Origin of the sequence: Enterobacter sp. Cy-643, from assembly GCF_011752815.1 — a bacterium.
In the GTDB taxonomy this organism is placed as follows: domain Bacteria; phylum Pseudomonadota; class Gammaproteobacteria; order Enterobacterales; family Enterobacteriaceae; genus Cedecea.
The window spans coordinates 594,348-618,590 of sequence record NZ_VWWV01000002.1; the positions used below are offsets into that span (position 1 = coordinate 594,348).

General features: G+C 53.5%; 25 protein-coding genes, 3 tRNA genes and 2 other RNA genes. 12 read left to right on the plus strand and 18 right to left on the minus strand.

The window, feature by feature from the left end; translation table 11 throughout:
• Nucleotides 1–65: 65 nt before the first annotated feature.
• The 6 genes from modF (at nt 66) to gpmA (ending at nt 6,973) form a co-directional block, all read left to right on the plus strand.
• Nucleotides 66–1,544 (plus strand): molybdate ABC transporter ATP-binding protein ModF, encoded by a 1,479-nt coding sequence (gene modF / locus F3J29_RS11095; protein WP_166866119.1) that lies wholly within the window; start codon nt 66–68, stop codon nt 1,542–1,544.
• Between the two features lie 209 nt (nt 1,545–1,753).
• Entirely contained in the window at nt 1,754–2,770 is a 1,017-nt protein-coding gene (galE, locus tag F3J29_RS11100) for a UDP-glucose 4-epimerase GalE (protein ID WP_039291255.1), read from the plus strand.
• A gap of 9 nt (nt 2,771–2,779) precedes the next feature.
• The gene (gene galT / locus F3J29_RS11105; RefSeq protein WP_166866121.1) at nt 2,780–3,832 is read left to right on the plus strand and encodes a galactose-1-phosphate uridylyltransferase; all 1,053 of its coding nucleotides are present in this window, start codon (nt 2,780–2,782) and stop codon (nt 3,830–3,832) included.
• Complete coding sequence (gene galK / locus F3J29_RS11110; RefSeq protein WP_166866122.1) at nt 3,829–4,977, plus strand: galactokinase; 1,149 nt, start codon at nt 3,829–3,831, stop codon at nt 4,975–4,977. Before galT ends, galK begins: the two co-directional genes overlap by 4 nt.
• Entirely contained in the window at nt 4,971–6,011 is a 1,041-nt protein-coding gene (galM, locus tag F3J29_RS11115; RefSeq protein WP_166866124.1) for a galactose-1-epimerase, read from the plus strand. The genes galK and galM overlap by 7 nt, the downstream gene beginning before the upstream one ends.
• Before the next feature lie 209 nt (nt 6,012–6,220).
• The gene (gene gpmA / locus F3J29_RS11120; RefSeq protein ID WP_008456186.1) at nt 6,221–6,973 is read left to right on the plus strand and encodes a 2,3-diphosphoglycerate-dependent phosphoglycerate mutase; all 753 of its coding nucleotides are present in this window, start codon (nt 6,221–6,223) and stop codon (nt 6,971–6,973) included.
• A gap of 63 nt (nt 6,974–7,036) precedes the next feature.
• On the opposite strand, the gene aroG is transcribed toward gpmA, so the two are convergent.
• Entirely contained in the window at nt 7,037–8,089 is a 1,053-nt protein-coding gene (gene aroG / locus F3J29_RS11125; RefSeq protein WP_166866125.1) for a 3-deoxy-7-phosphoheptulonate synthase AroG, read from the minus strand.
• Nucleotides 8,090–8,408: 319 nt separating this feature from the next.
• On the opposite strand from aroG, the gene F3J29_RS11130 reads away from it, so the two are divergent.
• Nucleotides 8,409–8,741 carry a YbgS-like family protein gene (locus F3J29_RS11130; RefSeq protein ID WP_166866673.1) on the plus strand — a complete coding sequence of 111 codons (333 nt, stop codon included), beginning with the start codon at nt 8,409–8,411 and terminating at the stop codon, nt 8,739–8,741.
• Nucleotides 8,742–8,865: 124 nt separating this feature from the next.
• Entirely contained in the window at nt 8,866–9,801 is a 936-nt protein-coding gene (gene zitB, locus F3J29_RS11135; protein WP_166866127.1) for a CDF family zinc transporter ZitB, read from the plus strand.
• On the opposite strand, the gene pnuC is transcribed toward zitB, so the two are convergent.
• Entirely contained in the window at nt 9,802–10,518 is a 717-nt protein-coding gene (pnuC, locus tag F3J29_RS11140) for a nicotinamide riboside transporter PnuC (RefSeq protein ID WP_166866128.1), read from the minus strand.
• Between the two features lie 23 nt (nt 10,519–10,541).
• Nucleotides 10,542–11,603, minus strand: a complete 1,062-nt coding sequence (gene nadA, locus F3J29_RS11145; protein ID WP_166866675.1) for a quinolinate synthase NadA — start codon at nt 11,601–11,603, stop codon at nt 10,542–10,544.
• A 433-nt stretch (nt 11,604–12,036) separates the two neighbouring features.
• Between nadA and F3J29_RS11150 the strand changes: the two genes are divergently transcribed.
• From F3J29_RS11150 to F3J29_RS11165, 4 genes are all read left to right on the plus strand, one after another.
• A complete protein-coding gene (locus tag F3J29_RS11150) occupies nt 12,037–13,071 on the plus strand; it encodes a LacI family DNA-binding transcriptional regulator (protein ID WP_166866130.1) in 1,035 nt (344 codons plus the stop codon).
• 270 nt (nt 13,072–13,341) lie between these two features.
• Nucleotides 13,342–14,577, plus strand: a complete 1,236-nt coding sequence (locus F3J29_RS11155) for an MFS transporter (protein ID WP_502706562.1) — start codon at nt 13,342–13,344, stop codon at nt 14,575–14,577.
• A 31-nt stretch (nt 14,578–14,608) separates the two neighbouring features.
• The gene (locus F3J29_RS11160) at nt 14,609–15,373 is read left to right on the plus strand and encodes an SDR family NAD(P)-dependent oxidoreductase (RefSeq protein ID WP_166866134.1); all 765 of its coding nucleotides are present in this window, start codon (nt 14,609–14,611) and stop codon (nt 15,371–15,373) included.
• Between the two features lie 44 nt (nt 15,374–15,417).
• Nucleotides 15,418–15,834 carry an RbsD/FucU domain-containing protein gene (locus F3J29_RS11165; RefSeq protein ID WP_166866136.1) on the plus strand — a complete coding sequence of 139 codons (417 nt, stop codon included), beginning with the start codon at nt 15,418–15,420 and terminating at the stop codon, nt 15,832–15,834.
• 251 nt (nt 15,835–16,085) lie between these two features.
• Here the strand turns inward: F3J29_RS11165 and F3J29_RS11170 are convergent.
• From F3J29_RS11170 to cydB, 15 genes are all read right to left on the minus strand, one after another.
• Nucleotides 16,086–16,201, minus strand: a non-coding RNA gene (locus F3J29_RS11170) — RtT sRNA.
• Nucleotides 16,202–16,232: 31 nt separating this feature from the next.
• A tRNA-Lys gene (locus F3J29_RS11175) sits at nt 16,233–16,308 on the minus strand.
• A gap of 83 nt (nt 16,309–16,391) precedes the next feature.
• A tRNA-Lys gene (locus F3J29_RS11180) sits at nt 16,392–16,467 on the minus strand.
• Nucleotides 16,468–16,512: 45 nt separating this feature from the next.
• Nucleotides 16,513–16,628, minus strand: a non-coding RNA gene (locus tag F3J29_RS11185) — RtT sRNA.
• A gap of 13 nt (nt 16,629–16,641) precedes the next feature.
• Nucleotides 16,642–16,717: transfer RNA gene (locus F3J29_RS11190), tRNA-Lys, on the minus strand.
• 164 nt (nt 16,718–16,881) lie between these two features.
• Nucleotides 16,882–17,667, minus strand: a complete 786-nt coding sequence (gene cpoB, locus F3J29_RS11195; protein WP_166866137.1) for a cell division protein CpoB — start codon at nt 17,665–17,667, stop codon at nt 16,882–16,884.
• 9 nt (nt 17,668–17,676) lie between these two features.
• A complete protein-coding gene (gene pal, locus F3J29_RS11200; RefSeq protein WP_008456172.1) occupies nt 17,677–18,198 on the minus strand; it encodes a peptidoglycan-associated lipoprotein Pal in 522 nt (173 codons plus the stop codon).
• 31 nt (nt 18,199–18,229) lie between these two features.
• The gene (tolB, locus tag F3J29_RS11205; protein WP_008456170.1) at nt 18,230–19,522 is read right to left on the minus strand and encodes a Tol-Pal system beta propeller repeat protein TolB; all 1,293 of its coding nucleotides are present in this window, start codon (nt 19,520–19,522) and stop codon (nt 18,230–18,232) included.
• A gap of 131 nt (nt 19,523–19,653) precedes the next feature.
• Nucleotides 19,654–20,973, minus strand: coding sequence for a cell envelope integrity protein TolA (gene tolA / locus F3J29_RS11210; RefSeq protein WP_166866139.1), 1,320 nt, complete (start codon nt 20,971–20,973; stop codon nt 19,654–19,656).
• A gap of 32 nt (nt 20,974–21,005) precedes the next feature.
• Nucleotides 21,006–21,431: a colicin uptake protein TolR gene (tolR, locus tag F3J29_RS11215; RefSeq protein ID WP_008456166.1), complete on the minus strand. Its 426-nt coding sequence runs from the start codon at nt 21,429–21,431 to the stop codon at nt 21,006–21,008.
• Nucleotides 21,432–21,444: 13 nt separating this feature from the next.
• Nucleotides 21,445–22,131: a Tol-Pal system protein TolQ gene (tolQ, locus tag F3J29_RS11220; RefSeq protein ID WP_008456164.1), complete on the minus strand. Its 687-nt coding sequence runs from the start codon at nt 22,129–22,131 to the stop codon at nt 21,445–21,447.
• Nucleotides 22,128–22,532: a tol-pal system-associated acyl-CoA thioesterase gene (gene ybgC / locus F3J29_RS11225; RefSeq protein ID WP_166866141.1), complete on the minus strand. Its 405-nt coding sequence runs from the start codon at nt 22,530–22,532 to the stop codon at nt 22,128–22,130. The genes tolQ and ybgC overlap by 4 nt, the downstream gene beginning before the upstream one ends.
• A 148-nt stretch (nt 22,533–22,680) precedes the next feature.
• Nucleotides 22,681–22,974, minus strand: coding sequence for a cyd operon protein YbgE (gene ybgE / locus F3J29_RS11230; protein WP_166866143.1), 294 nt, complete (start codon nt 22,972–22,974; stop codon nt 22,681–22,683).
• The gene (gene cydX / locus F3J29_RS11235) at nt 22,974–23,087 is read right to left on the minus strand and encodes a cytochrome bd-I oxidase subunit CydX (RefSeq protein ID WP_008456153.1); all 114 of its coding nucleotides are present in this window, start codon (nt 23,085–23,087) and stop codon (nt 22,974–22,976) included. The genes ybgE and cydX overlap by 1 nt, the downstream gene beginning before the upstream one ends.
• A gap of 13 nt (nt 23,088–23,100) precedes the next feature.
• Complete coding sequence (gene cydB, locus F3J29_RS11240) at nt 23,101–24,240, minus strand: cytochrome d ubiquinol oxidase subunit II (protein ID WP_008456151.1); 1,140 nt, start codon at nt 24,238–24,240, stop codon at nt 23,101–23,103.
• Nucleotides 24,241–24,243 lie beyond the last annotated feature (3 nt).

A 24,243-nucleotide genomic window follows, 5' to 3' on the forward strand; every position in this document is an offset into this window, starting at 1 on the left:
CATTGACATCAACGCAGACACGCCGTATTTCTGTAGCCTCATCGCTGCAAAAAATGGGATAAAACATGTCTGCGTTGCAAATTTCGCAAGGTACGTTTCACCTTAGCGACATAAAAACCCTCACCCTGAACGACCTTACCCTTCGCGCCGGAGAAAGCTGGGCCTTTGTTGGGGCGAACGGCAGCGGTAAATCCGCCCTTGCCCGTGCGCTGGCAGGTAGCCTGCCCATCATGAAGGGCGAACGCCGCTGTGACTTCACCCGAATTGCTCATCTCTCTTTTGAACAGTTGCAAAAGCTGGTCAGCGACGAATGGCAGCGTAATAACACCGATATGCTAAGCGCCGACGAAGACGACACCGGCCGCACCACCGCAGAAATTATCCAGGAAGAGGTGGTCGATGTGACTCGCTGCGGCGAACTGGCCGCGCTGTTTGGCATTGAACATCTGCTCACCCGCCGCTTTAAATACCTGTCGACGGGGGAAACGCGCAAAACGCTGCTTTGCCAGGCGTTGATGTCAGAGCCAGAACTGCTGATCCTGGATGAGCCGTTCGACGGGCTTGACGTAAAATCCCGCCAGCAGTTGGCAAGCCTCCTCGAGCAGCTTAGCGCCCAGGGCTACACCCTGGTCCTGGTTCTGAACCGATTCGATGAAATCCCGGATTTCGTGCAATTCGCGGGCGTTCTGGCGGACTGTACGCTGACGGAGAGCGGCAAAAAGCAGGCGCTACTTGAGCAGGCGCTCATCGCACAGTTAGCCCACAGCGAGAAGCTGGCGGGCGTGGCGCTCCCGGAAGCTGACGATCCGTCCGCTCGCTATACGCTGCCGGAAAACCAGCCTCGTATAGTGCTTAACGATGGCGTGGTCGAATACAACGATCGCCCTATCCTGCACAAACTTAGCTGGTCAGTGAACCCCGGCGAGCACTGGCAAATTGTCGGCCCTAACGGCGCCGGAAAATCAACGCTACTCAGCCTGATCACCGGCGATCATCCGCAGGGTTACAGTAACGATCTGACGCTGTTTGGTCGCCGCCGGGGCAGCGGCGAGACAATCTGGGATATCAAAAAGCACATTGGTTACGTCAGCAGCAGCCTGCATCTGGATTACCGCGTCAGCACTACCGTGCGAAACGTTATTCTGTCAGGCTATTTTGACTCCATTGGGATCTACCAGGCGGTTTCAGATCGCCAACAGAAGCTGACCCGCGAATGGCTGCATATGCTGGGAATGGATAACGCCACCGCCGATGCGCCTTTCCATAGTCTTTCGTGGGGGCAGCAGCGCCTGGCGTTGATCGCCCGTGCGCTGGTTAAGCATCCAACACTGCTGATACTGGATGAACCTTTGCAAGGGCTGGATCCGCTCAACCGGCAGCTGATACGCCGCTTTGTCGATATTTTGATTGGCGAGGGAGAAACGCAGCTGCTGTTTGTGTCCCACCACGCCGAAGATGCGCCGCAGTGCATTACCCATCGGCTGACGTTTGTTCCCGATGGTGACAAATACGGCTACCAGCTGGAAAATATTCTTCCCGCCTAATCTTGCCAAACGCGGCGGCTATTCCTGACCTGACTTTCAGAATAGCCGTACGCTTTTATTCTACCTGTCTGTTTTACAATACCTTATATACTGCTTTAGCCGTATTACTGACTCAGTGTAAACGATACCACTAATCTGGTGCATATCACATTTTTCAGCCATCTGTTATGCTATGGTTATCTTAACCCATAGGCTATATGGAGCGAAAAATGAGAGTTTTAGTTACGGGTGGTAGCGGTTACATTGGAAGTCATACCTGCGTGCAATTGCTGCAAAGCGGGCACGATGTGGTGATCCTCGATAACCTGTGTAACAGCAAACGCAGCGTACTGCCGGAAATTGAACGCCTGGGTGGCAAACATCCTCTATTTATCAACGGTGATATTCGCGACGAAGCCCTGCTGGCAGAAATTTTCCACGACCATCGTATTGATGCCGTAATCCATTTTGCCGGCCTGAAAGCCGTCGGCGAATCGGTGAATAAGCCGCTGGAGTATTACGACAACAACGTGACCGGCACCCTGAAGCTTATCGCCGCGATGCGGGCTGCAAACGTAACTAACTTCATCTTCAGCTCTTCCGCCACCGTTTACGGCGACCAGCCGCAAATTCCTTATGTAGAAAGCTTCCCTACCGGTAAGCCAGCCAGCCCCTACGGCCAAAGCAAGCTGATGGTTGAGCAAATTCTTACCGACCTGCAAAAAGCCCAGCCAAACTGGAGCGTTGCGCTGCTGCGCTACTTCAATCCGGTTGGCGCCCATCCGTCGGGCGATATGGGGGAAGATCCTCAGGGTATCCCAAATAACCTGATGCCGTACATTGCGCAGGTTGCCGTAGGCCGCCGCGACTCGCTGGCTATCTTTGGTAACGATTACCCAACCGAAGACGGTACCGGCGTGCGTGACTACATCCACGTGATGGATCTCGCCGACGGCCACGTCGCCGCTATGCAGGCGCTGAACGGTAAACCCGGTGTTCATATTTACAATCTCGGCGCAGGCGTCGGCAGCAGCGTACTCGACGTGGTGAACGCCTTCAGCAAAGCGTGCGGCAAACCGGTGAACTACCACTTTGCCCCGCGCCGTGATGGTGACCTGCCGGCCTACTGGGCCGACGCCACCAAAGCCGACAAAGAACTCAACTGGCGTGTCAGCCGTTCGCTGCAGGAAATGGCAGACGATACCTGGCGCTGGCAGTCACGCCACCCCCAAGGTTATGAAGATTAAGGATATGTAATGGAGCAGTTTAATCCGGTCGATCATCCGCATCGCCGCTATAACCCGCTAACGGGTCAATGGGTTTTGGTTTCGCCGCATCGGGCGAAACGCCCCTGGCAGGGCGCGCAGGAAACCCCTGCGCAAGAAAAACTTCCGGCACACGATCCGAACTGTTTTCTTTGCCCCGGGAATACGCGCGTTACCGGGGATAAAAACCCCGAGTACACCGGCACTTTCGTTTTTACCAACGATTTTGCCGCGCTGATGACGGACACGCCCGATGCCCCGGCAAGCCAGGATCCCTTGATGCGTTGCGAGAGCGCGCGCGGTACCAGCCGGGTTATCTGCTTCTCTCCCGATCACAGTAAAACATTGCCAGAGCTCACGCTTCCCGCTCTGGAAGAAGTGGTGCAAACCTGGCAACAGCAGACCGCTGAGCTGGGGCAAACCTACCCGTGGGTTCAGGTATTTGAAAACAAAGGCGCGGCCATGGGCTGCTCCAACCCACATCCTCACGGACAGGTTTGGGCCAACAGCTTTTTGCCTAACGAAGTTGCCCGTGAAGATACCCTACAGCGTGAATATTTCGCCCACCAGGGCACCCCAATGCTGCTCGACTACGTGCAGCGTGAACGGGCGGACGGTAGCCGCACCGTGGTGGAAACCGAACACTGGCTGGCCGTCGTCCCCTATTGGGCAGCCTGGCCGTTCGAAACGCTGCTGTTGCCCAAAACCCACGTGTTGCGTATCACCGACCTCAGCCCAGAACAACGTGCTGACCTGGCATTAGCGCTGAAAAAACTCACCAGCCGCTATGACAACCTCTTCCAGTGCTCCTTCCCCTACTCAATGGGCTGGCACGGCGCGCCGTTCAACGGTGAAAGCAATCAGCACTGGCAGCTTCACGCGCATTTCTACCCGCCGCTGCTGCGCAGCGCCACGGTACGTAAATTTATGGTCGGCTATGAAATGTTGGCCGAAACCCAGCGAGATTTAACCGCAGAGCAAGCCGCAGAACGCTTGCGTGCCGTCAGTGATATCCATTTCCGCCAGTCAGGAGCATCATTATGAGTCTGAAAGAGAAAACCCAGCGTCTGTTCGCTGAACAATTTGGCTACCCGGCCACCCACGCTATTCAGGCCCCAGGCCGCGTAAACCTGATTGGTGAGCACACCGATTACAACGATGGTTTCGTGCTGCCCTGCGCCATTGATTACCAGACGGTTATCAGCTGTGCCAAACGAGATGACCGTATTGTACGAGTTGTTGCCGCCGATTATGACAATCAGCAGGACAGCTTTTCCCTGGATGATCCTATCGTCTCGCACGACACTCAGCAGTGGGCTAACTATGTTCGTGGCGTCGTGAAGCACCTGCAAAAGCGCGATAAAAACTTCTCCGGCGTGGATATGGTGATCAGCGGCAATGTGCCGCAGGGCGCAGGGTTAAGCTCGTCCGCCTCGCTGGAAGTGGCAGTAGGCAAAGTCTTCCAGCATCTGTACCACCTGCCTCTGGATGGTGCTCAGCTGGCGCTCAATGGCCAGGAAGCAGAGAACCAGTTTGTCGGCTGCAACTGCGGCATCATGGATCAGCTGATTTCTGCCCTTGGCAAGAAAGACCATGCCCTGCTGATTGATTGCCGCTCTCTGGGAACGAAAGCGGTCTCAATGCCAAAAGGCGTTGCGGTGGTGATCATCAACAGCAACTTCAAGCGTACGCTGGTGGGTAGCGAATACAACACCCGTCGTGAACAGTGTGAAACCGGTGCTCGTTTCTTTAGCCAGAAGGCGCTGCGAGACGTTGAGCTGGCAGAATTCAATGCGGTAGCGCATGAACTGGATCCGATCGTTGCCAAACGCGTTCGTCACGTGCTGACCGAAAATATCCGTACCGTGGAAGCCGCAGAGGCACTTGCCAAAGGTGACCTGGTTCGTATGGGCCAGCTGATGGCCGAATCTCACGCCTCCATGCGCGATGACTTCGAAATCACCGTGCCGCAAATCGACACCCTTGTGGAGATAGTTAAAGCAACCATTGGTGAGAAAGGCGGCGTACGTATGACCGGCGGCGGTTTTGGCGGCTGTATTGTCGCGCTGGTACCTGAAGACCTCGTCCCGGCCGTTAAACAGGCTGTCGAAGAACAGTACGAGAGCAAAACAGGCATTAAAGAAACCTTCTACGTTTGCAAGGCCTCCGAAGGAGCAGGCCAATGCTAAAAGAGACGCCGCAGCTGGCGCCGGACGGCCAGCCGTTTCGCCTGACTACCCTGCGCAACAGCGCGGGGATGGTCGTCACGCTGATGGACTGGGGCGCAACCTTGCTTTCTTGTCGGGTACCGCTCAAAGACGGTAGCGTACGGGACACACTGCTAGGCTGCACTTCACCTGAGCACTATTTGCAGCAAAGCGCCTTTATGGGGGCGACCGTCGGGCGCTACGCTAACCGTATTGCCGGAGGGAAGCTTACCGTTGGCGGTGAGAGACTCCAGCTTGAGATTAACCAGGGTGAAAACCAGCTTCACGGTGGGCCAGAAGGGTTCGACAAACGTCGCTGGCGCATTGCCGTGCACAATGAGCAGGCGGTGACATACGAGCTGGACTCCTGCAACGGCGATCAGGGTTTCCCTGGTAAATTACGGGCAACGGCGCGCTATGCTTTGACGGAAGATAACCGCATCAGCATCGAGCTTCGTGCTACCGTCGATAAGCCTTGTCCAGTCAGTCTCACCAACCACGCCTACTTCAATCTCGACAGCACTCAGGGCGATGTGCGTCAGCATAAGCTTCAATTACTGGCTGACAGTTATTTGCCCGTCGACGCCAGCGGCTTGCCGTCGGGCAGCCTGAAAAAAGTGGCCGGTACCAGCTTTGATTTCCGTGAGCCAAAAACGCTTACACAAGATTTCCTGGCCGACGCCGATCAGCAAATCACCAAAGGCTACGATCACGCTTTCTTACTGCAGGCAAAAGGCGACCTAAGCCAGCCCGTGGCAAGAGTCTGGTCCACCGACGGTGCACTGGAAATGAACGTGTTTACGACGGCGCCTGCGTTACAGGTCTATAGCGGAAACTATCTGGCAGGCACACCTGCACGTGACAAAGAAAACTACAGCGACTGGAACGGCCTGGCGCTGGAGAGCGGCTTCCTGCCGGACAGCCCAAATCACCCGGAATGGCCGCAGCCGGACTGCTGGTTAAAACCGGATGAGACGTATCTCAGCGTCACGGAATACCAGTTTCTGCCGCATTAAAACCTATTGCCCTTTTCAATAAGGGCAATTTCTCACCAAATCGCTGACTTTCCCGCCAGATCGCGCCAAAAATATAACAACCTTTTACAACCACCTTACACTCCACGCGCTTTTTCGCTATGTTAAACGTTTATCATTGCCGTGGCTTATGGTGCGGCAATATAATGATAATTGTTATCATTAATCCCAGGCTCATTAAGGAGTAAATCATGGCTGTTACTAAGCTGGTACTGGTTCGTCACGGCGAAAGCCAGTGGAACAACGAAAACCGCTTCACTGGTTGGTATGATGTTGATCTTTCTGATAAAGGTCGTACCGAAGCTAAAGCTGCCGGTAAGCTTCTGAAGGACGAAGGCTTCACTTTCGACTTCGCTTACACTTCCGTGCTGAAACGTGCCATCCACACCCTGTGGAACATCCTCGATGAACTGGACCAGGCCTGGCTGCCGGTCGAGAAATCCTGGAAACTGAACGAGCGTCACTACGGCGCCCTGCAGGGTCTGAACAAAGCTGAAACCGCTGAAAAATACGGTGACGAGCAGGTTAAACAGTGGCGTCGCGGCTTCGCGATCACTCCACCAGAGCTGTCTAAAGACGACGAGCGCTTCCCTGGCCACGATCCACGTTACGCAAAACTGACCGACAGCGAGCTGCCAACCACCGAAAGCCTGGCGCTGACCATTGACCGCGTAACCCCGTTCTGGAATGAGTCCATTCTGCCACGCATGAAATCCGGCGAGCGCGTTATCGTTGCGGCTCACGGTAACTCCCTTCGCGCGCTGGTTAAATACCTGGATAACCTGAGCGAAGATGAGATCCTCGAGCTGAACATTCCTACCGGCGTACCGCTGGTTTATGAATTCGATGAGAACTTCAAACCGCTGAAACGTTACTACCTGGGCAACGCTGACGAAATCGCAGCCAAAGCCGCCGCAGTAGCTAACCAGGGTAAAGCGAAGTAATTCGCCGCCCACAAAAAAAGGCGTGGTGATTACCACGCCTTTTTTATTGCTCAAAACAGGCCGTTAGCCGCGACGCGCTTTTACCGCAGCGGCAAGCTGGCGCAGCGTCACTTCTGTATCATCCCAGCCAATGCAGGCGTCGGTCACGCTTTTGCCGTAGACCAGCGGCTCGCCGCTTTCCAGGCTTTGGTTGCCTTCTACCAGATGGCTTTCAATCATTACGCCGATGATAGCCTTCTCGCCACCGGCAATTTGGCCGCAAACGTCGGCAGAAACGTCCATCTGTTTTTTAAACTGCTTGCTGCTGTTGGCGTGGCTGAAATCAATCATCACCTGTGGCTCAAGCCCCGCTTTCACCAGGCCCGCCTTAACTTCTTCCACATGCTTCGCGCTGTAGTTAGGCTCTTTGCCCCCACGCAGAATAATGTGGCAGTCACCGTTCCCGCTCGTGTTGACGATAGCGGAATGGCCCCACTTGGTTACGGACAAGAAGCAGTGCGGTGCCCCAGCGGCGTTGATAGCATCAATCGCAACTTTGATCGTGCCATCGGTGCCGTTTTTAAAGCCAACCGGGCAAGAGAGGCCGGAAGCCAGTTCGCGGTGCACCTGCGATTCAGTGGTACGTGCGCCGATAGCGCCCCAGCTCATCAGATCCGCCAGATACTGAGGTGTGATCATATCAAGGAATTCCCCTGCCGCTGGCAGGCCGGAATCGTTGATATCCAACAGTAGCTTACGCGCAATGCGCAGGCCGTCGTTAATCTGGTAGCTGCTGTCCATATGCGGATCGTTAATCAGCCCTTTCCAGCCCACGGTAGTACGCGGCTTTTCGAAATAGACGCGCATCACCACTTCCAGTTCGCCCTGAAGCTCTTCACGCAATGCCAGCAGGCGCGCACCGTACTCTTTGGCGGCTTTGGTGTCGTGAATGGAGCAAGGCCCGATCACCACCAGCAACCGGTCGTCGCTACCTTTAAGGATTTTATGGATCGCTTTACGTGCCTGAGAGACGGTGTGGGCGGCTTTTTCAGTGGCGGGGAATTTTTCCAACAGCGCTACAGGGGGGAGAAGCTCGTTAATCTCTTTAATTCTTAAGTCGTCGTTCTGATAATTCATGATATTTCCGGGGTCATCCTGATATTTTTCTTCGTTGCAATCCTTTCAATCTAACTCGCATAACCACAAGTGTAAACGGGCTTTTACACTTCTCACAGATTAATCCTGAAAACTTGGAAAAAACAGCGAAAACATGGCGAACACGCTCCTGATAACTACACTTTTCAACTGTTAACGCTGAAAAATATTAAATTTTCAATATGGAATACTATTTTGAAAATTAAAGCCCGATGCAGATGGGCTGCCCTGCAGGACTTTTCAGCATTATTCACTGCACCGTTGGAAGAAGCTATCCAGCCATAACGACCAGACCAGGAGCATCAATATGAAAAAGCTAACTACGCTGCTATTAACCGCCACGCTGACACTGGGCAGCGGAATCGTTTATGCCGCGGACTCTGCGTCGAGCGCAAATAACGGGCAGGCAAACGCCAGTGCCGAAGCAGGCCAGGTCGCGCCGGATGCACATCAGAAAATGGCGCCGAACGGCGTCAGCAATGACAAGATCAACAGCTCTCACCACAAAATGAGCAAGAGCGAAGTACACAAAAACAGCATGTGCAAAGATGGACGTTGCCCGGACACCAACAAAAAAGTTGAGACCAGGAGCGGGCAAGAGGTGAACAAAAAAGTCGACGGAACCTCGCAGTAGTTCCCGCACAAAAAATAGTTGAAAGAGAGCCAGACGGCTCTCTTTTTTTATCGGCATCTTTCAACAAGTTGAAACCAGGAAACGGTTATAATTAGCTCACCGCGACTGATATTTGTGAGAGATTATGGCGCATTCACACCAACACACACCTTCCGACAGTAACGCCAAACGCCTGTTGTTTGCCTTCCTCATCACGGCAATTTTTATGGTTGCCGAAGTTATCGGCGGCCTGCTTTCCGGCTCGCTGGCCCTGCTGGCCGATGCAGGCCATATGCTCACCGACGCAGCGGCGCTGCTGTTTGCTTTGCTGGCCGTACACTTTTCCCGTCGGCCCCCCAACGCCAGGCATACCTTTGGCTGGCTGCGCCTGACGACGCTTGCGGCATTTGTAAACGCTATCGCTCTGGTAGTCATCACCATACTTATCGTCTGGGAAGCGATTCAGCGTTTCTCAAATCCTCAGCCTATTGCCGGCTGGGCAATGCTGACCATTGCGATCGCCGGGCTACTGGCAAACCTGGCGTCTTTCTGGATCCTGCACAATGGAAGCGGAGAGAAAAATCTCAACGTGCGTGCGGCAGCGCTGCATGTACTGGGTGACTTGCTGGGCTCAGTGGGGGCAATTGTGGCCGCGGTGGTGATTCTCTGGACCGGCTGGACGCCGATTGATCCAATTCTTTCAGTTCTTGTGTCCTGCCTGGTGCTACGCAGCGCCTGGAGTTTGTTGAAAGAGAGCGTCAATGAGTTATTAGAAGGTGCGCCGGGCGCCATCGACATTGCGGCCCTGAAGCGTAATCTTTCCCGCTCGATACCAGAAGTGCGTAACGTGCATCACGTCCATATCTGGCTGGTTGGCGAAAAACCGCTGATGACGCTGCATGTTCAGGTTGTACCGCCCCACGATCACGATGCTTTGCTGTCGCGCATACATCACTTCCTCGAGCACGAGTACCAAATCGAACATGCCACGGTACAGATGGAGTATCAGCTTTGTCACGGTCCGGACTGCGACCTGAATGAGCATGACCACAGCGCCGGTCATGCCCATCATCACCATTGATCAGGAGAAGGCGCGCGAGCCGGACTGCCGCGCGCTGTTGATCCACATCCGGCTGCCGTTCAGTGCAATGAACGTCAGAATGAGATATTCCAGCGACATCGCGTAAACGCCCTGCAGGGCAAAGATAACCACGCTGATAACGTTAATGACCGTCCACAGCAGCCAGTTTTCCACGTATTTACGGGTCATGAGAATCATCGCCACAATCGACAACACCATCATGCACGAGTCCCAGAATGGATAAGCGTCTGGCTGTAGCTCCGGCAAGGTAACGTTGAGTCCCAGACTCTGCATCACCGTCACCGCAACACGGGTCAGGAAGGCAAAAACAGGATCGATAAACAGCGTCATTAACCCAATCGCCGCGACGATAATCACCAGCCAGGCAATTGCCTTAGGCAGAGGGAGCCAGCGAATTTGCAGCAAGGACTGATGATTGCTGCTTTGCCGCGACCAGGCATACCAGCCGTAAATGTTCGCCACAAAAAAGAACAGCTGCAGCAGAAGGCTGGCGTAGAGCTGGATCTGGAAGAAAATAATGGCAAACAGCGTGACGTTAATTAACCCGAAGGCATAGTTGCCTATCTTCTCCAGGCTGGCGAGCCAGATACAAAGCAAACCCGCCAGCGTTCCCACGGCTTCAATCCATGATAAGTCATACCCGCCGGCCCCAATGGGGATGTGGACAAGAATGTTCTGTGTGCTAAAAAAATCCATGAAATCCCCAGAGCGTAATGCTGTTACGCGTTGCCTTTAACCGTTCGACGCAATTCTGCCGCAAAGTCGAGCATGCGATTAAGCGGAACCAGCGCGCCTTCACGCAGTGCAGCATCCACTTCAATCGTGTGTGCGGCCCCGCCCTGCTCCAGTCCCTCAGCAATCGCTTTAAGCCCGTTCATTGCCATCCACGGGCAATGTGCACAGCTGCGGCAGGTTGCCCCTTCTCCTGCTGTGGGCGCCTCCAGTAGCTCTTTGTCCGGACACGCCTGCTGCATTTTATAAAATATCCCGCGATCCGTAGCCACAATAAGCTGCTGGTGAGGCAGCGTTTTAGCGGCATTAATCAGTTGGCTGGTCGAGCCTACAGCATCGGCCATGTCCACCACGGCCTGCGGTGATTCAGGATGAACCAGCACCGCTGCATTCGGGTACAGCGCCTTCATCCGCGCCAGCGCCTGAGTTTTAAATTCATCATGCACAATGCAGGCGCCCTGCCAGCACAGCACATCGGCACCGGTCTGCTTTTGCACGTAGCTGCCAAGGTGGCGATCCGGTGCCCAAATGATTTTCTCACCCAGGCTGTCCAGATGTTCAATCAGTTCTACCGCAATACTGGACGTCACGACCCAGTCCGCCCGGGCTTTTACCGCGGCAGAGGTATTAGCATAGACGACTACCGTGCGATCCGGGTGCTGGTCGCAGAAAGCGTTAAACGCCTCAATCGGGCAGCCGAGATCCAGTGAGCATTCGGCATTGAGGGTAGGCATTAAAATGGTCTTTTCGGGGCTGAGGATTTTCGCCGTTTCCCCCATGAAACGAACCCCTGCGACCAGGAGCGTGGACGCCGGGTGGTTAGCGCCGAAGCGAGCCATTTCGAGCGAGTCAGAAATACACCCGCCGGTCTCTTCCGCCAGGGACTGGATTTCCGGGTCGGTGTAGTAGTGCGCCACCATCACCGCATCCCGCTCTTTAAGCAGACGCTTAATTTTTTCACGATAAAACTGTTTTTCATCCCCGCTCAGAGGAGTGGGTTTCGGCGGGAAGGGATAAATCGCAGTTTCCGGGTCAAACATTACGCTCATCATGCAATCTCGTTTTACTGACTTAACATTACAGGCCAAATCAAGCGTGATTCACGCGTTATTCGGCACTCGTTGTTTTATATGCTAAACAAGATAGCGAAATTCAGTCGGAATGTCGTGGGGAATTTGAATAGCATCAATCCCGCGGCTGCTCACCAAAGCGCAAAAACCTGGGCGCCCGGCTGAAAAAATGCTGCTGCATAAGCGTTAGCCGGGAGTGTTTACTAAACACCAGTCCCCGCCCATGATGCTTTTCACAAAAGCCACACGCGGGTATAGATAAGCCCCCGTCGGGGCTTGCCACACTGCCGTTTAGCTTTTAGATTGCTTTTGCAATAAGCCCCGGCAAAAGGCAATGGCAGCCTGCACCGCGTCAGATCGCTTTGCTTACCAGCAGGCTCGGGCCAGGCAGCAAAAGAGAGGTTCACCCTGTATGGCAAATATCCGGGATGTTGCCCGGCAGGCGGGCGTATCAATCAGCAGCGTGTCCAATTTGCTAAACAATCGCGCGGGACAAATGAGCAAAGCAACGCGCGAGAAAATTGAACAAGCAATGGCCACGCTGAACTACAGTCCGGCGCGGGCCACAAAGCACGATGCAAAAAGCGCCACCGAGATTATCGGCCTGATGGTGCCCTCCATAATCAACCCAAGCTTTTCCGCTTTGGTAGAGGAGATCAATCTTGCGGCCAGGGCGCATCAGCATCGCGTGATACTCGGCAATGTAAACCGCCATGAAGATGAGGAGCGGGCTTTCATTAACGACATGCTCACGCTGGGCGTGAGTGGCATTATTGTGGCCGCCAGCGATATCCGTAAAACCCACTTCATTCAGGCGGCCGAACATGGCCTGGCGATTGTTAGCTACGACAATCGCTTCACGGAGATGGTGGCGACGGAAAGCCGTTTATTTGACAGCGTTTCGATGGACAACGTGGCCGCGGGCCATCTTGCCGCCCGCCACCTCATCCTGCGCGGCTGTCGCAATATTGTCTTTGCCACTGAATCGACATTAACGCTCAGCAGAAGCCATAAAATTACGGGTTTTAAGGCCGCGCTTAATCAGTCCGGACTTCCCGGAGAGGGGCACATTATTGAAGGCACCGCTCGCCATGAGTTTGGTGACAGCGAAATGTATGAGCTGGGGCTTAGCCTGGCGAAGACAATACTTTCGCGAGAGACGCGCCCGGACGGCGTGGTGGCTATAAATGATGCGCTTGCTATCGGGCTAATAGCGGGTCTGCGCCATGCGGGGGTGAAAATTCCGGCACAAATTTCAATTGTGGGCATCGATAATATTTCACTTTCGGCTTTGGCATCACCCGGCCTGACCTCCGTAAGGCCACCGTTAGAAAAAATGGCTGAGTTGATGGTGAACCGCCTGGTAGACCGCATGAATAACGCTGCGCTGCCGGTTGATGAATTTCTGTTTCCGCCAGAACTGGTCATTCGTCAATCCGTTCGCTGAAAATAGAAAACATTAATGGCAAAAAATTAATTTTAAATGTGGCTGAGCAATAGCGGAAAGAGATTAAAAAACTCAGCAAGATATTTTATATAACTCACAGCAGCAACGTGCTTTTTATTAAGCTGCGTAAGCGCTCGGCTGCATATTATTTAAAAAAGAGCCATACATATGTATAAGGATAAACCCCAGGAGAGCAAAATGATAACTTCAACGCCGCAGGAAATCGAACGCAGCGCAATAAAAAAATTAACAATAAATATCGTTCCCCTTATGGTATTACTTTATTTCCTGGCCTTTCTCGACAGGAATAATATGGCCTATGCCGCGATGGCTCTGGAAAGCAGTATGGGACTGAGTGCCACGGCATTTGGTTTTGCTTCCGGGATTTTTTTCATTGGTTATTTTTTATTTGAAATACCCAGCAGCGCTGGCACCGTAAGATTTGGCCCGAGGATATGGTTTGCCAGAATACTTATTTCGTGGGGCATATTTGCCACCCTGATGGGCTTTGCGCGAACGCCAACCGAACTTTATATATGCAGGTTTATGCTGGGTGTCTGCGAGGCTGGCTTCTTCCCCTCGGTTGTCTACTATTTTACAGTTTTCTTTCCCAGACAGTACCGCACCAAAATCCTTGGGATGTTTATCATCGTTCAGCCGCTTTCCAACGCATTAGGCTCCCCGATCTCCGGATTTATTCTGAACATAGAGCGGGGATGGTTTGGCCTGGAGCCCTGGCAGCTCCTCTTTATCCTGGAAGGTATCCCGCCTATAGTCATTGGTCTCCTGATCCCCTTCATCCTAAAAAACTCACCTCATGAGGTGAATTACCTTAATGCCGAAGAGAAAGCCTGGCTCATTAGCAACATGGCGCGTTCCCGCTCCGGAGGAAAAGTAAAATTAGCTGACTTTATCGCCGGCATTAAAAATAAAAAATACTTTCTCTATGCGCTACTTAATTTTGGCATGGTTTGCGGGATTTATGGCTTCGGGATGTGGCTCCCGTCAATATTAACGGCTATTTCCGGCGACAACATATTCAAAGTCAGCATCCTGGCCTTAATTCCCTATGGCCTGTCGGCTTTATTAGTTTACCCATGGAGTTACTGGGCAAGTAAAACGAAAAAAATTGGTATTTTTGCCGGGCTAAGCATGGCTATTGCCGCCTTCGGTCTTGCTGGGGCAGGTATGTTTTTCAGTTATAACATTTTTATTTCGCTGACGTTCTTATGCATTGCATCGATAGGGATTTATACCTCGGTGCCATGTTTTTTATCAATGCCTGCCAATGTTTCCAGCGGGGCTGCATCTGCCGCCGGGCTGGCGGTGGTGAGCAGTATTGGAAACATTGGCGGGTTTTTTGCCCCCTCTGTGGTGGGCATATTAAACGACATAACCAAAGGGAGCGTGGCGGGTCTTATTTTCCTTTCATTATGTTTATTAATTACCGGACTGGTTTGCATATTTTATTGCGCGCACCAGCCGGAAGGCGCCATACATTCTTAACATTCACTGATATTGAAATGAGGAGTAGCTAATGGGCAGTCTCAAAGGTAAAAAAGTTTTCATTACCGGAGCAGAACAGGGAATTGGGCGGGCAACTGCAGAGCGGCTGATTGCTGCCGGATGCGATATTTTCATTCACCATCATAGCGGGGAAGAAGCGGCCAGAGCGCTGGTGGAGCAGGCCCGAACAAAAGGCGTAAAAGCCGCCTGGCAGTACGCGGACTTAACGCAGCAGGCAGAGACACAGGCCTGCGTCAACGCGGCCGGGGAGTATCTCGGCGGCATTGATATTCTGATTAATAACGTGGGCGGCATCGTGGCGCGAAAATGGCTCGGAGAAATTGAGGCCGATTTTTGGCATAAGGTGTGGGACGTCAACCTCACCACCATGCTGAACGTTACCCAAAGTGCGCTCCCCTTTCTCAAAATGGCCCCCACCGGGGCGAGTATCGTCAATCTGGCGTCTCAGGCGGGCCGTGCAGGAGGACATTCGGGTTCCCTGGTCTATTCCACGGCCAAAGGCGCCGTGTTGACCTGGTCGCGCTCACTGGCCGCAGAGCTGGGGGAATTCGGTATCCGCGTCAATGCCGTGGCTCCCGGTCTTATTCTCGGCACTCGTTTTCATGACAGGCACACGACTAAAGCTTCGGCAGAAGAGACTGTACAAACCATCCCTCTGCGCAGAGCGGGCTCGCCGGATGATGTCGCCCGAGCCATCGGCTTCCTCGCGGCCGAATATGACGGCTTTATTTCCGGCGCCACAATTGATATCAACGGCGGCGTTTACCGCATGTAATGGAGGGGCGGGTCCGCGGTGGCCCGGCCTTTAAGGAGAGATCGGTGATTAAAACAGCCATTATTCATCCTCAGCTGATTAGCACCCTTGCCCAGTGCGGCCATAAGACACAAATTCTTCTGGCCGATGCAAACTATTCTTTTGTTACCCACTCGCCGCCTACGGCGACTGTTGTTTATCTCAACCTTGCGCCGGGCATGATAGGCAGCCCGGCTATCCTGGAATATCTCATACAGACCATCGCCATCGAGCACGCCACTATGATGCAATGGCCGGAGACGTTTACTAATTCGATTGTAGAGGAGTTCAGACAGCGGCTGCCATCAACGTGTCCGCTGGAGTATATGGAAAGAGAAGCGTTTTACGCGAGCGTAAAATCGGACAGAACGCTGTTGGTCATCGCCAGCGGAGAAATGCGGCGTTTTGCTAATCTTCTGCTCACGGTAGCACCCTGCGGCTGAGCAGCCCCGGCAGAGCGTAGCCAGCTTATCGTCCCGGCCTGAGGACCAACGCCCTGCCCGAATGCAGAATAGCAAAAAGGCGCCTTTAGGGCGCCTTTCTACACTGGTGGGTCGTGCAGGATGATTTCACCCTTCGGGTCGTCGCAAGCGACATGCAAAATCAAAAAGCGATTTTGTCGAACCTGCTGCAGGCTCGAACCCTGCCCGAATACAGAATAGCAAAAAGGCGCCTTTAGGGCGCCTTTCTACACTGGTGGGTCGTGCAGGATGATTTCACCCTTCGGGTCGTCGCAAGCGACGTGCAAAATCAAAAAGCGATTTTGTCGAACCTGCTGCAGGCTCGAACCCTGCCCGAATACAGAATAGCAAAAAGGCGCCTTTAGGGCGCCTTTCTACACTGGTGGGTCGTGCAGGATTCGAACCTGCGACCAATTGATTAAAAGTCAACTGCTCTACCAACTGAGCTAACGACCCGCTGTATGCGGTTACTGCTTTGAAGTTTTGCTTTGCCCTACTCGAACCGTTTTCGATTCACTTACAGCCTTCATCTTAAAAGATGGTGGGTCGTGCAGGATTCGAACCTGCGACCAATTGATTAAAAGTCAACTGCTCTACCAACTGAGCTAACGACCCGCTGTGCGGCTTACTGCAAACTTCTTTACTGCTTCTACTTTAAAGTGGTGGGTCGTGCAGGATGATTATCACCCTTCGGGCCGTTGTTATCACAACGTTGTTTCGCTTTCGCTCAACTCAAACCTGCTACAGGTTCGAACCCTTCACGCTTAGCTACCGTTTACTACTTTAAAGTGGTGGGTCGTGCAGGATTCGAACCTGCGACCAATTGATTAAAAGTCAACTGCTCTACCAACTGAGCTAACGACCCACTTTTGCGTCACTTTGGGTTTGTTTAGTATCCCTTGGCAACGGCGGCATATATTACTGATTTAAGATTTTGACGCAACAATAATTTTGACGTAGATCGCTCAACTGCTTACGTTTCGCACGGCAAGACCAGAAAAACGACGATATCTGGTCAGGCCGCACGCATTATTGTGCATTCAGACGTTTTTGAGCCTGCTTTGCGCCTTCAGTATTGGGATACTGTTTAACGACCTGCTGGTAGACGGCTTTCGCTTTTGCAGCGTCGCCCTTGTCCTGCATGATCACGCCAACCTTGAACATGGCATCCGGCGCTTTAGGGGATTTAGGGTAGTTTTTCACCACGGAGGCAAAATAAAACGCCGCATCATCCTTTTTGCCTTTGTTGTAATTCAACTGACCGAGCCAGTAATTAGCATTGGGCAGATAAGTTGAATCCGGATACTTCTTCACAAAGGACTGAAATGCATTGATAGCATCGTCCTGCCGCGATTTATCCTGCACCAGCGCGATAGCAGCGTTGTAGTCGCTATTAGCGTCACCGCCTTGTACTGGAGCAGCAGGCGCCGCGTTAGAGGCCCCTGTATCCGGCGTGGCAGTCGGAGAAGCACCGGGAGCAGGCTGTTGCCCTGCTCCCGCCGCAGCGCCGCTAAGGCTATCCATCTGCAGCAAAATTTGCTTTTGACGCTCCACAACCTGATTCAGCTGATACTGATTTTCCTGGATCTGACCGCGCAGGGAATCAATGTCATTCTGGTTATCGGAGAGTTGCTGCTGGAGTTGGGTCAAAAGCTGACTGTGAGCGTTAGAAATACGCTCGAGTTGAGTGACGCGGTCTTCGACCGAGCCTGAGCCGACACTACTGATTGGCGCCTGAGCAGTAGCGGCCCAGGGGGCCGCTATGCCAACCAGTAACGACAGACTCAACAAGTGATGTCTGAAGTTACTGCTCATGCGATTCTCTTAGTAAACCAGTACGGCACGACGGTTTTTAGCGTAAGCCGCTTCGTCATGACCCAGTACTGCAGGTTTTTCTTTACCGTAAGAAACGATGGAGATCTGGTCTGCAGAAACGCCTTTACCTTGCAGGTACATTTTAACAGCGTTAGCACGACGTTCGCCCAGTGCGATGTTGTACTCTGGGGTACCGCGCTCATCCGCATGACCTTCTACGGTCACTTTGTAAGATGGGTTGCTACGCAGGAAGTTAGCGTGTGCATCCAGCATTGCAGCGAATTCAGAGCTAACATCGTATTTGTCCAGACCGAAGTAAACGATGTTGTTCTGCTGCAGCTGTTGCATCTGCAGACGAGCCTGCTCTTCAGAAGACATGTTGCCGTGGCCGTTAGCGTCCATACCAGTGCCGGCACCCAGCATACCTTCACCGCTCTGACCATTGTTGGCGCTCTTGTTAGAAGAACACGCCGCGATAGCCATAACCGGCAGAGCAATCATCAGCCCTTTCAGCACTTTGTTCAGTTGCATTTCTTTGATCCTTTAATAATCAATATTGTTATCACAGATACGGCGACCAGGCAGGGAATTTGACCTGTCCATCAGTTGCCGGAAGACGCGCTTTGAAACGCCCATCTGTTGAAACCAAATTCAGCACGGATCCCATCCCCTGAGAAGAGCTGTAGATTACCATAGTGCCGTTAGGTGCCAGACTTGGCGTTTCATCCAGGAACGTTGACGATAAAGTTGTTACGCCACCCGCTACCAGATCCTGTTTGGCAATGTGCTGCTGACCGCTTGCGGAGCTGACCATTACCATAATTTTACCGTCGGCACTGACATCGGCATCCTGGTTCTGAGAACCTTCCCAGGACAGACGCTGCGGAGCACCGCCACTAATACTGACTTTATAAATCTGTGGACGACCCGCCTGGTCAGAGGTATAGGCCAGGGTTTGGTTGTCCGGGAACCAGGTCGGTTCCGTGTTGTTGCTGCGACCTTCGGTTACCTGGCGAATCTGGCCAGAGCCCAGATCCATTACGTACAGCTGAAGGCTGCCGGTTTTAGACAGCGCGAACGCCAGTTTAGAACCGTCCGGAGAGAACGCCGGCGCACCGTTGTGCTGCGGGAACGAAGCAATCTGACGTACGGCGCCGTTAGCCAGCGTCTGCACAACCAGCGCAGAACGGCCGCTTTCGAAGGTCACATAAGCCAGTTTGCTGCCGTCCGGAGACCAGGCTGGAGACATCAGCGGCTGCGGAGAACGGTGTACCACAAACTGGTTGTAGCCATCGTAATCAGACACGCGCAGCTCATACGGGAACTGGCCGCCATTGGTCTGTACAACGTAAGCGATACGCGTACGGAACGCGCCTTTAATCCCGGTCAGCTTCTCGAACACTTCATCGCTGGCGGTATGGCCGGCATAACGCAGCCACTGTTTGTTCACTTTATAAGAGTTCTGCGCCAGCACCGTGCCCGGCGCACCAGAGGTATCAACCAGCTGGTAAGCAACGGTATAGCTGCCGTCGCCGTTTGGCGTAACCTGACCTACCACAACGGCGTCAATACCGAGCGCGGTCCAGGCAGCAGGCTGAACTTCCTGGGCAGAACCCGGCTGCTGTGGCAGGCGAGATCTGTCGAGCGGGTTGAATTTACCGCTGTTACGCAGATCAGCGGCAACAATACCGCCGATATCTTCAGGCGCGGCGCCAGGGCCTGCCCAGGTGAACGGAACCACACCAATTGGACGAGCGGAATCCACGCCCTGGGTGATCTCGATACGAACTTCTGCGTGCAGCACTGCTGCCCACAGCATTAAGAAACTTAACGCTACACGAAATGCCTGCTTCATCATATCTCCCTTATCCGGGCGGAAAGCCCACGATAATTTAGCAGAATGTTAACAAACCCAAATACACAAAACTACCAAAACCCTGTAACTCAGCTTAGTGTGCTTTCCCCGTCGTGACGGGGAAAACCGCGTTAAGGCTTAAAGTCGATCGGTGCGTTCTTGAAGACTTCATAAACAGCTTCACTTGGCGGCTTCGGAATCTTCGCCAGACGCGCTGCCGCAACGGCAGCCTGACAAAGTGCTGGATCACCGCCTTCTGGCTTGATATCAAGCAGAAGGCCGTCTGGTGCCAGCTTGATCCGCAGCGAACAGGTCTTACCGGCAAACGAAGGATCGTTATAGAACTTACTCTCGATCGCTGCCTTTATCTGACCAGCATAGCCGTTGATCTCCGCGCCACTAGCGCCGTTGTTCTTATTATTCCCTTTTCCGGCGGCAGCGGCTGCATTACCTTTCGCCCCTCCGCCCGTTTTCGGTGCATTCTTACCTGAGCTTAAGTCACCGAATAAATCGTCAACGCCCTGTGCTGCGGCTTTGTCAGAGGCGGCTTTCTCAGCTGCAGCCTTTTTCTTCGCGTCCGCAGCTGCTTTCTTATCTGCGGCGGCTTTCGCTGCGGCAGCCTTGTCAGCAGCGGCCTTCTCAGCCGCTTTTTCTGCCGCTGCCTTTTCTGCAGCAGCCTGTTTCGCAGCTTCTGCTTTTTCAGCAGCAGCCTGCTTAGCAGCCTCAGCGGCGGCTTTCTTCTCCGCATCCTGCGCAGCTTTCTTAGCGGCAGCATCCGCAGCTTTTTTCTCAGCATCCTGCTGAGCTTTTTTCGCTGCAGCAGCAGCGTCAGCGGCGGCTTTTTTCTCGGCGTCAGCCGCTTTCTTAGCAGCTTCTTCAGCGGCTTTCTTCTGAGCATCCGCAGCGGCTTTCTTCGCGGCTTCTTCCGCCGCCTTCGCCTGAGCATCAGCCTGAGCTTTTGCCTGCGCGTCAGCCTGGGCTTTCGCCTGAGCATCCGCTTTTGCCTTCGCAGCTGCAGCCGCAGCTTCGGCCTGTTTCTGCTGCTCCTGAGCCTGCTTCGCCGCCGCTTCAGCCTCTTTCTGCTGTTCGGCCTGCGCTTTGGCCTGCTCCTGAGCGGCTAAACGCTCTTTCTCCAGCTCTTTCAGGCGCTGTTGCTCTGCCGCCTGTTTTTGCTGAAGCTCTTCCGCCTGCTGCTGCGCCTGTTTTTCACGCTGCTCAGCGGCGCGTTTGCTGCTCGCCTGCTGCTGCTGTTGGCGATTGTAGTTTTCCACTACCGCACCCGGGTCAACCATCACCGCGTCAATAGAAGAACCACCGCCACCGCCAGCGGATGCATCAATGTGCTCATCAAACGAGCTCCAGATCAGGATGGCAATCAAAATGATGTGCAGCACCACTGAAACGATGATCGCCCGTTTTAATTTAGCGTTCTCTTCGGTTGCCTTTGACACTCTCGGTTCCCAAACGGTTTAAGCGAAATGGATCAGATTGGCTGCGTCATCAGACCAACGGACTTCACGCCCGCCTGATGCAACAGATTCAGCGCCTTGATGATCTCGTCATACGGAACATCTTTCGCGCCGCCGATCAAAAAGACCGTTTTTGGATTCGCCTGCAGACGGCGCTGCGCTTCGGCAACAACCTGCTCCGATGGCAGCTGATCCATACGATCTTTCTCAACCACTACGCTGTACTGCCCTACCCCGGACACTTCAATAATGACCGGCGGTTCATCGTTACTGCTGACGGTCTGCGAGTCTGTCGCATCCGGCAGATCCACCTCGACGCTCTGGGTGATGATCGGCGCCGTTGCCATAAAGATCAGCAGCAGCACCAACAGCACGTCCAGCAAAGGAACGATGTTAATTTCTGACTTCAGCTCACGACGACCACGTCCGCGTCTGGCCATGACTTACCCCTTGTTACTGCTTTTCGCTGCTGGTAAAAGCCTGACGGTGCAGGATAGCCGTGAACTCTTCCATGAAGTTGTCGTAATTCAATTCCAGTTTGTTCACGCGTTGATTAAGGCGGTTGTACGCCATAACGGCCGGAATAGCAGCAAACAGACCAATGGCGGTCGCGATCAGCGCTTCGGCAATACCTGGCGCAACCATCTGCAGCGTCGCCTGCTTCACCGCGCCCAGGGCGATGAACGCATGCATGATCCCCCACACCGTACCAAACAGGCCGATATACGGGCTAATTGAACCAACGGTGCCAAGGAAAGGAATATGGGTTTCCAGCGTTTCCAGCTCGCGGCTCATCGAGATACGCATCGCACGAGATGCCCCCTCAACCACAGCTTCTGGCGCATGAGTATTGGCGCGATGCAGTCGCGCGAACTCTTTAAAACCGGAATAGAAGATCTGCTCAGAACCGCTCAAGCTGTCGCGGCGGCCCTGGCTCTCCTGATACAGGCGAGACAGTTCGATACCGGACCAGAACTTGTCTTCAAACGCCTCAGCTTCACGGCTGGCGGCATTAAGGATACGCGTTCGCTGAATGATGATTGCCCATGATGCGATGGAAAAACCAATCAAAATCAACATGATAAATTTGACCAGAAGGCTTGCCTTCAGGAACAAATCAAGGATATTCATGTCAGTCACTGCTTGAACTCCGCGACAATAGACTTGGGAAGCGCACGAGGCTTCATTAGGTGTGGATCAACACAAACAATCAGCACTTCAGCCTGGTTAAGCAACTGATTTTCAGCGTTGACTATTCGCTGCGTAAACACCATAGAAGTGCCGCGCATCGATGTAATTTCACTTTGGATTTCGAGTAAATCGTCGAGTCGGGCAGGCGCAAGATAATCAACCGTCATCCTGCGTACGACAAAGGCGACACGCTCCGCCAACAAGGAATGCTGGTTAAAGTTGTGCTGGCGCAGCATCTCTGTGCGTGCTCTTTCATAAAAAGCAACATAACTGGCATGGTAAACCATACCACCGGCGTCTGTGTCTTCGTAGTAAACACGAACCGGCCATCGAAACGGCGTTGTACTCACTTTACATCCCGGTAATGCAATTAAACGCTGCTTACTATACGCAAGAGGATGAGGGTTTGGAATGGATTGTTTTAAACGTTAAGTAAATTTTTATGGGCTTGTTAAAGCCCATAATTTCTGCTTCAGACGGGGGAATGTACGCGGACATTCAGAAGAAGAAAAACAGCAGTCCAGCGATGAGCACTAAATCGGCAATGAGCGGGCAGAAAACACCCTGCCACAGCACTTTAGTTGGGCGGAAACCCACGCCGTGAATGATCCCGGCGCACACGCCCCACATCAGCAGGAAGCCGTGCCAGATCTCTAGCTCGCTCGTTTTTGCGGCGAAACGAGACGGGTCCCAAAAAATACACCCAGCCAGCACCAGCGCCATCACTAAGGAAAGAGCCCGCAGGGGGCTCTTGTCCATTACCGCGTACAGTTTCGCGATAACGTATTCCATCAGTGCTCTTCTTTTCCGGCTTTGCTCGCCTCAACGTGCTCGAGAGCCAGCGCGGTAATAATCCCGAATGCACACGCCAGAAGCGTGCCCAGAATCCATGCAAAGTACCACATAATCAGCTCCTTATTAGTACAGAGAGGTGGAGTTGCTTTCGATGTGCTCTTTCGTGATACGACCGAACATTTTCCAGTAACACCAGGTGGTGTAGAGAAGAATGATTGGCACGAACACGATGGCAACATAGGTCATCACATTCAGCGTCAGCTGGCTGGATGTCGCATCCCACATGGTCAGGCTAGCGTTCATCATGGTGCTGGAAGGCATCACGAACGGGAACATCGCGATACCGGCCGTCAGGATCACACAGGCCAGCGTCAGCGAAGAGAAGATAAACGCCAGAGCGCCTTTCTCCAGACGAGACATGAGGATGGTCAGCAGCGGCAGCACAACACCCAGAGCAGGAATCAGCCACAGCGCTGGCGTATTGTTGAAGTTCACCAGCCAGGCACCCGCCTGACGCGCCACTTCTTTGGTCAGCGGGTTAGATGCTGCATGATGATCCAGGGCAGAGGTCACCACATAGCCATCAATGCCGTAGATCACCCAGACACCTGCCAGCGCGAAGCAAACCATCATCACCAGCGCAGCAATCTGAGCCGCCGCTTTAGCACGCAGATGTAACTCACCTACGGTACGCATCTGCAGATACGTTGCGCCCTGGGCCACGATCATCGACACGCTAACAACGCCCGCCAACAGGCCAAACGGATTTAGCAGTTGGAAGAAGTTACCGGTGTAGTAAAGGCGCAGGTAGTCATCAACGTGGAACGGAACGCCCTGCAGCAGGTTGCCGAAAGCGACACCTATCACCAGCGGCGGTACGAAGCTACCGATGAAAATGCCCCAGTCCCACATGTTGCGCCAGCGGGTATCCTCGATCTTCGAGCGGTAGTCGAACCCTACAGGGCGGAAGAACAAGGACGCCAGCACCAGAATCATCGCGACATAGAAGCCGGAGAAGGCAGCGGCATAAACCATTGGCCAGGCGGCAAACAAAGCCCCACCTGCGGTAATCAGCCAAACCTGGTTCCCGTCCCAGTGCGGGGCAATGGAGTTAACCATGATGCGGCGTTCAACGTCAGTACGGCCAATCACGCGCGACAGCATGCCCACGCCCATATCGAAGCCGTCGGTGACGGCAAAGCCAATCAGCAGAACGCCGACCAGCAGCCACCAGATAAAACGCAATACTTCATAATCGATCATTTG